This window comes from Burkholderia metallica (genome assembly GCF_902832845.1).
In the GTDB taxonomy this organism is placed as follows: Bacteria; Pseudomonadota; Gammaproteobacteria; order Burkholderiales; family Burkholderiaceae; genus Burkholderia; species Burkholderia metallica.
This window is the reverse complement of the sequence record NZ_CADFDB010000010.1, coordinates 347,646-353,908: the sequence shown is the minus strand read 5'-3', so window position 1 is coordinate 353,908 and position 6,263 is coordinate 347,646. Positions and strand designations below refer to the sequence as shown.

Below are 6,263 nucleotides of genomic sequence, written 5' to 3'. Positions count from 1 at the left end.
TCGCAAAATATATAAGGCCCCGCACGCTGTCGCGTGCGGGGCCTTATATAGATGGAAGAGGCCGCCGAACCGTCAGGCCGCGCGCACCTGGCGCGCGACGATCTCCATATAGTGATCGAGATCCGGCGTGACCTTGCCCTCCTCCTTCGCCATATCGTCCCAGCGGCGCAGACGCAGCGCGTCTTCCGCGAACGGTCGCCGCAGGAACACCGCCGCGTCCTCTTCACTGAAGATGCCGCCCTGCAGCGCGAGACTGCGCACCGAGTCCGGCGACAGGCTCTCGAAGTAGCCGGCATCCGTGCGGCACAGGCAGCGCTTCGCATCGACGTGCAGCCGGATCGGCTCCAGCACCGCGTCGGAGAACAACGGCCGCAGGAACGGCAGCACGTAATACTGATGCAGATCGTCGATCCCGCGCGCGCTCGGCGTCTCGCCCTGACGATTCAGCAGATGCCCGAGGTCGTGCAGGAACGCCGCCGCGACCAGCGCTTCGTCCGCACCCGCCTCTTCCGCCAGGCATCCGCTCTGCAACGCATGCTCGAGCTGCGTGACCGGTTCGCCGCTATAGGCCACATGGCCATGTTCGCGATACAGCCCGTGAATCTCTTCCACCGTCAATGCCATGCGTCTACTCCCAAGGCAGCGAAAACGTCTTCAGGTTCGTGAAGCTCTTCATCGCCTCCTGAACGCCTTCCTTGTACCCCAGCCCCGAATCCTTGATCCCGCCGAACGGCGACAGCTCGATCCGGTATCCGGGCACTTCCCATACATTCACCGTGCCGACGTTCAGCTCGTTCACGAACCGCACGACGGCCGCCGTGCTGTCGGTACACACCCCCGACGACAGCCCGAACGCCGTCCCGTTGCTGATCCGGATCGCATCGTCGATCGTGTCGAACGTGATGACCGGCGATACCGGGCCGAAGGTCTCCTCGCGCACGATCGTCATCGACGGATCGACGTTGTCGAGCACGGTCGGCGCATACAGCGCGCCGCGCCGCACGTTGCCGGTCAGCAGGCGCGCGCCCTGCGCAACCGCGTCGTTCACGCGCGCCTCGAACAACCGTGCCGCTTCCTCGTCGATCACCGTGCCCATTTCGTTCGCGGAATCGAACGGATCGCCGTACTTCCACGCGCGCGTCTTCTCGACCAGCAATTCGGTGAACGCAGGCGCGATCGAGCGCTGCACCAGCATCCGCTTGACAGCCGTGCAGCGCTGGCCCGAATTCCGGTACGAGCCGAGCACCGCGAGCGACGCCGCGCGTTCGAGATCGGCATCGTCGAGAACGATCAGCGGATCGTTGCCGCCCAGTTCCAACACGATGCGGCGGTAGCCGGCCCGCGCGGCAATCGCCTTGCCGATCGCCACGCCGCCCGTGAACGTGATCAGCGACGCATGCGGATGCGTGATGAGTTCGTCCGCGATCTCGGCCGGGCGGCCGGTCAGCACCTGCAGCATCGGCTCCGGCAATCCTGCCTCGACCAGCAGGTCGGCCAGATAGAACGCCGACAGCGGCACCTTCTCCGATGGCTTCACGATCACGCGGTTGTTGGTCGCGATCGCCGGCGCGATCTTGTGCGCCACCTGGTTCATCGGATGATTGAACGGCGTGATCGCGACGATCACGCCGTCCAGCGGCTGCCGCTGCGAAAATACGCGGCGCGCCTTGCCGTGAGGCGTCAGATCGCACGAGAAGCTCTGCGCGTCGTCGCGCAGCGCCTCGATCGCCGCAAACTTCAGCACGTCGGCCACGCGGCCGATCTCGTAACGGGAGTCCTGTTTCGACAGCCCCGATTCGAGCGTGATCAGGTCGGATGCTTCCTCGGTACGCTCGCGCAACAGTGCGGCCGCCCGCTCGAGGATCTGCGAACGCTCGTAACGCGTAAGCTTCGGCCGGTACGCCATCGCGTAATCGAATGCCGCGCGCACGTCGTCGACGCTCGCCAGCGGCACCGTCCCCACGCGCGTGCCCGTGTAAGGGTCCATCACGTCGAGCGTGCGTTCGCGCGTCGCGCGCGCGCCGCACCAGCGCAGCGCCTCCGCGCGAAACGCCGGATGATCGTGTCGGGGATGGGCCATCATGTCGCGACCCGGTTCAGCACGAAATCGAACACGTCGAAGTTGCGCGGGCGACGCCCGTGTTCGGCCGGCTCGATACCGCGGTTGAACAGCAGCGGCACTTCCTGCTCCGACACGCCGCCATGCGAGCGCAGCGGCACCGTGAGGCCCGACAGGTCGTGTTCGCGCTCGCGGGTCCCGAGCGTCATGTCGCGGCGGCCGATCACGACGAGATCGCCGATCCGGTCGGCCGGCAGTTCGAAACGTGCGGCGGCTTCCGCGTTGTCGAGCACGAGTTCGACGCCGTCAAGGCCGCCGACGCGCCACATCGCCTCGGCCCGGTCGATGCCCGGCGCAAGGTAGATCGTCGCAAACGAGCCGAGCGCGCCGTGGTGCACGACGTACGGGTCGGTAATCGGCAGGATCACGCGCGCAGCCTGCGCACCGTACCAACCGTCGAATGCATCCTGCAGATAGATGACGTTCGGCCGGCCCGTCGCGGGGTCGTGCTTCGCGTTCATCCCGTGGTCGGCCGTGAGCCCGATCGCCCAGCCGAGTGCGTCGAGCTGCGCGAGGTAGCCGTCCATCATCGCGTAGAACGCGTTCGCGCCCGCACTGCCCGGCTCGCACTTGTGCTGCACGTAGTCGGTGGTCGACAGGTACATCAGGTCGACCTGGCGCGTCTGCGCGAGCCGAACGCCGGCCGCGAACACGAATTCCGACAACGCCGCGCTGTAGACGTCCGGCGACGGCAGGCCGACCCAGTCGAGCACGTCGACGATCCCGTTTTCCGCGAGATTCGCCTGCGCGGCCTTCTCGGCCGAAAAGCAGATGCCGTTCAGCTGCCAGCCCAACAGCCGGCGCAGCTTGTCCTTCGCCGTCACGACCGCGACCCGCGCACCGGCGTCGGACGCCGCCGCGAGCAGCGTGCCGGCCCGCAGGTAGGCCGGGTCGTTCATCATGACTTCGGCGCCGCGCCCGCCGTCGGCGGCCGGATCCCAGAAGTAGTTGCCGCAGATCCCGTGGACCGACGGCGGCACGCCGCAGACGATCGACAGGTTGTTCGGGTTGGTGAAGGTCGGCACGACGCAATCGGCGCGCCATGCCGTGCCTTTCGCGATCATCCGGCCGATGAACGGCGCGACGCCCGCTTCCACCGCCCGGTCGAGATAGTCGTACTCGCAGCCGTCCACGCAGACGACGACGGTCGGTTCGGCCGGCAGCCGATAGCGCCGGCCGTTGACGTCGACGGAGCGCGCCGCAAGATCCGTCGATGCGCCGGCTGCCGACGCGTCACCGGGTTGGCGCAATGCGAACGCGGCGTTCATGATGCGGCCCGCTTGCCGCGCGGTACACGCGCGGCGATCAGCAGCAGCGCCGCGAGCGACGCGCCGAGCATCAGCAGCGACAGCGCCGATGCCGGAAGGTAATAGCCGCGCTCCACCTGGCCGATCACGACGATCGGCACGGTCGCGAAGCCCGGCGGATACACCGTCAGCGTCGCGCCAAGCTCGCCGAGCGACAGCGCGAAGCCGAGCGCGAGGCTCGCGCGCAGCGCCGGCACGAGCTGCGGCAGCAGCACGCGGCGCAGCACCATCGCGGGCGGCGCCCCGAGGCTCGCTGCCGCTTCGCGCAGCACGGTCAGCTCCGGACGCAGCGCGGCGGCCGCGCAGCGATAGCAGAACGGCAGGATCAGCGCGAGCTGCACGAGCACGACGATCGCGGCCGAACTCGACAAGTCGACCGGCTTCTGGTGATACGCGATCAGCACCGCGAGCCCGAGCACGACGCTCGGCACGCCGTTCGGCACCATCACGAGCGCGTCGACCACCGCGCCGAGGCCGCGCCGGTCGCGCCCTTCGAGCGCCAGCGCGAGCCACAACCCGAGGATCGTGCCGACCGCCGATACGCCGAAGCCGATTTCCAGGCTCGTCAGCAGCGCATCGTATTCGGGCGACCCGAGCCGCTCGAACCAGCGCAGGCTGTAGCCGGCCGGCAGGATCGTGCCCGACCATTGCGTCGACACGCTCGACAGCGCAACGACGACGACGGGCAACACGAACAGCCAGAAGCAGGCGAACGCGGCCAGCGCGAGCGCCGCGCGCGACGCATGCTTGAGCACCGTGTCGCCCCAGCCGATCTGGTGGCGCGGCACGGCATGCCCGATACGGAATTCAGCGGACATCGTTTCCTCCCGTCGCACGCCGGTTCACCCGGCGATAAACCGCATACAACGCCAGCGACAGCGCGAGCATCACGACCGCGCCGGCCGACGCGGTCGGCAGGTCGAGGTCGACGGTCGCGCTGCTGTAGATCGCAACCGGCAGCGTGACGAGCCGCGCACTGCCGAGCACGAGCAGAATCCCGAATTCGTTGAGCGTCAGCAGGAAGCACAGCACGGTGCCGGCGGCGATGCCCGGCCACGCGATCGGCAGCACGACGCGGCGCGCGAGCATCCAGCCGGATGCGCCGAGGCTGCGCGCGGCTTCGATCAGCCGCAGGTCGAGCGTCGCGAACGACGCGAGCGTGGGCCGCACGACGAACGGCGTATAGAACACGGTCTGCGCCAGAATCACGCCGCCGATGCCGAACAGGAAATCGAGCGGCGGATTCTCGAGATGGAACAGGTGCTGCAGCGCGATGCTGATCGACCCTTGCGAGCCGTACAGGAAGATCAGCGTGAACGCGACGAGGAACGACGGAAACGCGACGTACAGCTCCAGGAAGCGCGTGACGAGCGACGCGCCCGGGAACGGCTTGAAGAACAGCAGCGCGGCCAGCATCACGCCGAGCACCGACGCGGTGCCGGCGCTCGCGAACAGCACGCCGAGGGTGGTGAGCAGCACGTTGCGCGTGTCGGGGTTGCCGAAGAACGTGCGATACGCGGCGAAGCTGAACCCGTGATCGCCCGACACGCTCAGCAGCACGAGCCGCACCAGCGGATAGACGACGAGCGGGCCGAGCACGACGACCGCGAGCGCGGCCAGGTGCAGGTCGCCCATGCGCCTGCGGCGCCGCGCGGCGGTGGCGTGCGCGGCGGCCGACGCGAGCACGTGCGGCGGCAGGCCGGCTTCAGGGCTCGATAAGGACGACATCGTCTGCCTCGCAATGCAGGGAAACGCGCGCACCGCGCTCGGGAGCCGCACCGCGGCCGCGTTGCATCGTGACGCGCACGGGCTCGTCGGGCGCCGCGTCGATCGTGACCGCGATCGACAAGTCCGCGCCCTGCCATTCGACCGACGACACCGTGCCGTGCAGCCCGCCCGCGGCGGGCGGCATCACGGTCAGGCGCTCGGGGCGCACGCACGCGACCTTGCCGCGCACTTCATGGCGCGGATCGCCGAGCGGGAAGATCACGTGCGGCGGCAGCAGGTTCGCCGGGCCGAGATAGCGTGCAACGTAGCCGTCCTGCGGCGCGTCGTACAACTGCTGCGGCGTGCCGAGCTGCGCGATGTGGCCGTCGCGCATCAGCAGCGCGCGGTCGGACAGCACGAGCGCGTCGTCGCGATCATGCGTCACGCAGACGACGGTGAGATTCGGCAGGCGCTCGTGCAGCGCCTTCAGTTCGCTGCGCACCGATGCGCGCAGGTTCGCGTCGAGCGCCGACAGCGGCTCGTCGAGCAGCAGCACGTCCGGCTCGATCACGAGCGCGCGCGCCAGCGCGACGCGCTGCTGCATCCCGCCCGACAGTTGCGCGGGCAGGTGATGGCCGGCATCGCCGAGCTGCACGAGCTTCAGCGCGTCGGCGACGCGGCGCGTCACTTCCGACGACGCCATCCCGCGGGCGCGCAGCCCGAATGCAACGTTCTCGAACACCGACAGGTGCGGGAACAGCGCGTAATTCTGGAACAGCAGACCGAGATTGCGCTTGTGCGGCGGCGCATAGGTCAGGTCGCGTCCGGCAACGGTCAGCGTGCCGGTCAGGCCGTCGGCCTTCACGAACCCGGCGATGAAGCGCAGCAGCGTGGTCTTGCCGCAGCCGCTCTTGCCGAGCACGGTCAGAAATTCACCGGCGCCGATCGACAGCGACAGATCTTCCAGCACCGTGCGTGCGCCGTAGCGCACGCTCAGGTGTTCGATCTGCACGCCGCCCGGCGCGCCGGACCGCAGCGTTGCCCGCGGTTCGGCGGCGCCGAATGCGCCGGGATGGGTCAGGGCGGTGTCCACCGGGTTCATCCTCTTGCTCACTCAAACAGGCGGCGTG

At 68.7% G+C, this 6,263-nt stretch carries 6 protein-coding genes; all 6 read right to left on the bottom strand.

Annotated elements, in window-relative coordinates; all coding sequences use genetic code 11:
- Positions 1-72: 72 nt before the first annotated feature.
- Genes HWX08_RS26620 through phnT form a run of 6 tightly spaced genes read right to left on the bottom strand, consistent with a single transcriptional unit; the run spans position 73 to position 6,235 of the window.
- Complete coding sequence (locus tag HWX08_RS26620) at positions 73-624, bottom strand: phosphonate degradation HD-domain oxygenase (RefSeq protein WP_069260771.1); 552 nt, start codon at positions 622-624, stop codon at positions 73-75.
- Between the two features lie 4 nt (positions 625-628).
- Positions 629-2,083: a phosphonoacetaldehyde dehydrogenase gene (gene phnY / locus HWX08_RS26615; RefSeq protein WP_174921586.1), complete on the bottom strand. Its 1,455-nt coding sequence runs from the start codon at positions 2,081-2,083 to the stop codon at positions 629-631.
- Entirely contained in the window at positions 2,080-3,387 is a 1,308-nt protein-coding gene (gene phnA, locus HWX08_RS26610; RefSeq protein WP_174921587.1) for a phosphonoacetate hydrolase, read from the bottom strand. Before phnA ends, phnY begins: the two co-directional genes overlap by 4 nt.
- Complete coding sequence (gene phnV / locus HWX08_RS26605) at positions 3,384-4,244, bottom strand: 2-aminoethylphosphonate ABC transport system, membrane component PhnV (protein WP_174921588.1); 861 nt, start codon at positions 4,242-4,244, stop codon at positions 3,384-3,386. The genes phnA and phnV overlap by 4 nt, the downstream gene beginning before the upstream one ends.
- On the bottom strand, positions 4,234-5,154 hold the full coding sequence (locus HWX08_RS26600) for a 2-aminoethylphosphonate ABC transporter permease subunit (RefSeq protein WP_174921589.1): 921 nt from the start codon (positions 5,152-5,154) through the stop codon (positions 4,234-4,236). Before HWX08_RS26600 ends, phnV begins: the two co-directional genes overlap by 11 nt.
- Positions 5,132-6,235: a 2-aminoethylphosphonate ABC transport system ATP-binding subunit PhnT gene (gene phnT / locus HWX08_RS26595; protein WP_069260776.1), complete on the bottom strand. Its 1,104-nt coding sequence runs from the start codon at positions 6,233-6,235 to the stop codon at positions 5,132-5,134. The genes HWX08_RS26600 and phnT overlap by 23 nt, the downstream gene beginning before the upstream one ends.
- Positions 6,236-6,263 lie beyond the last annotated feature (28 nt).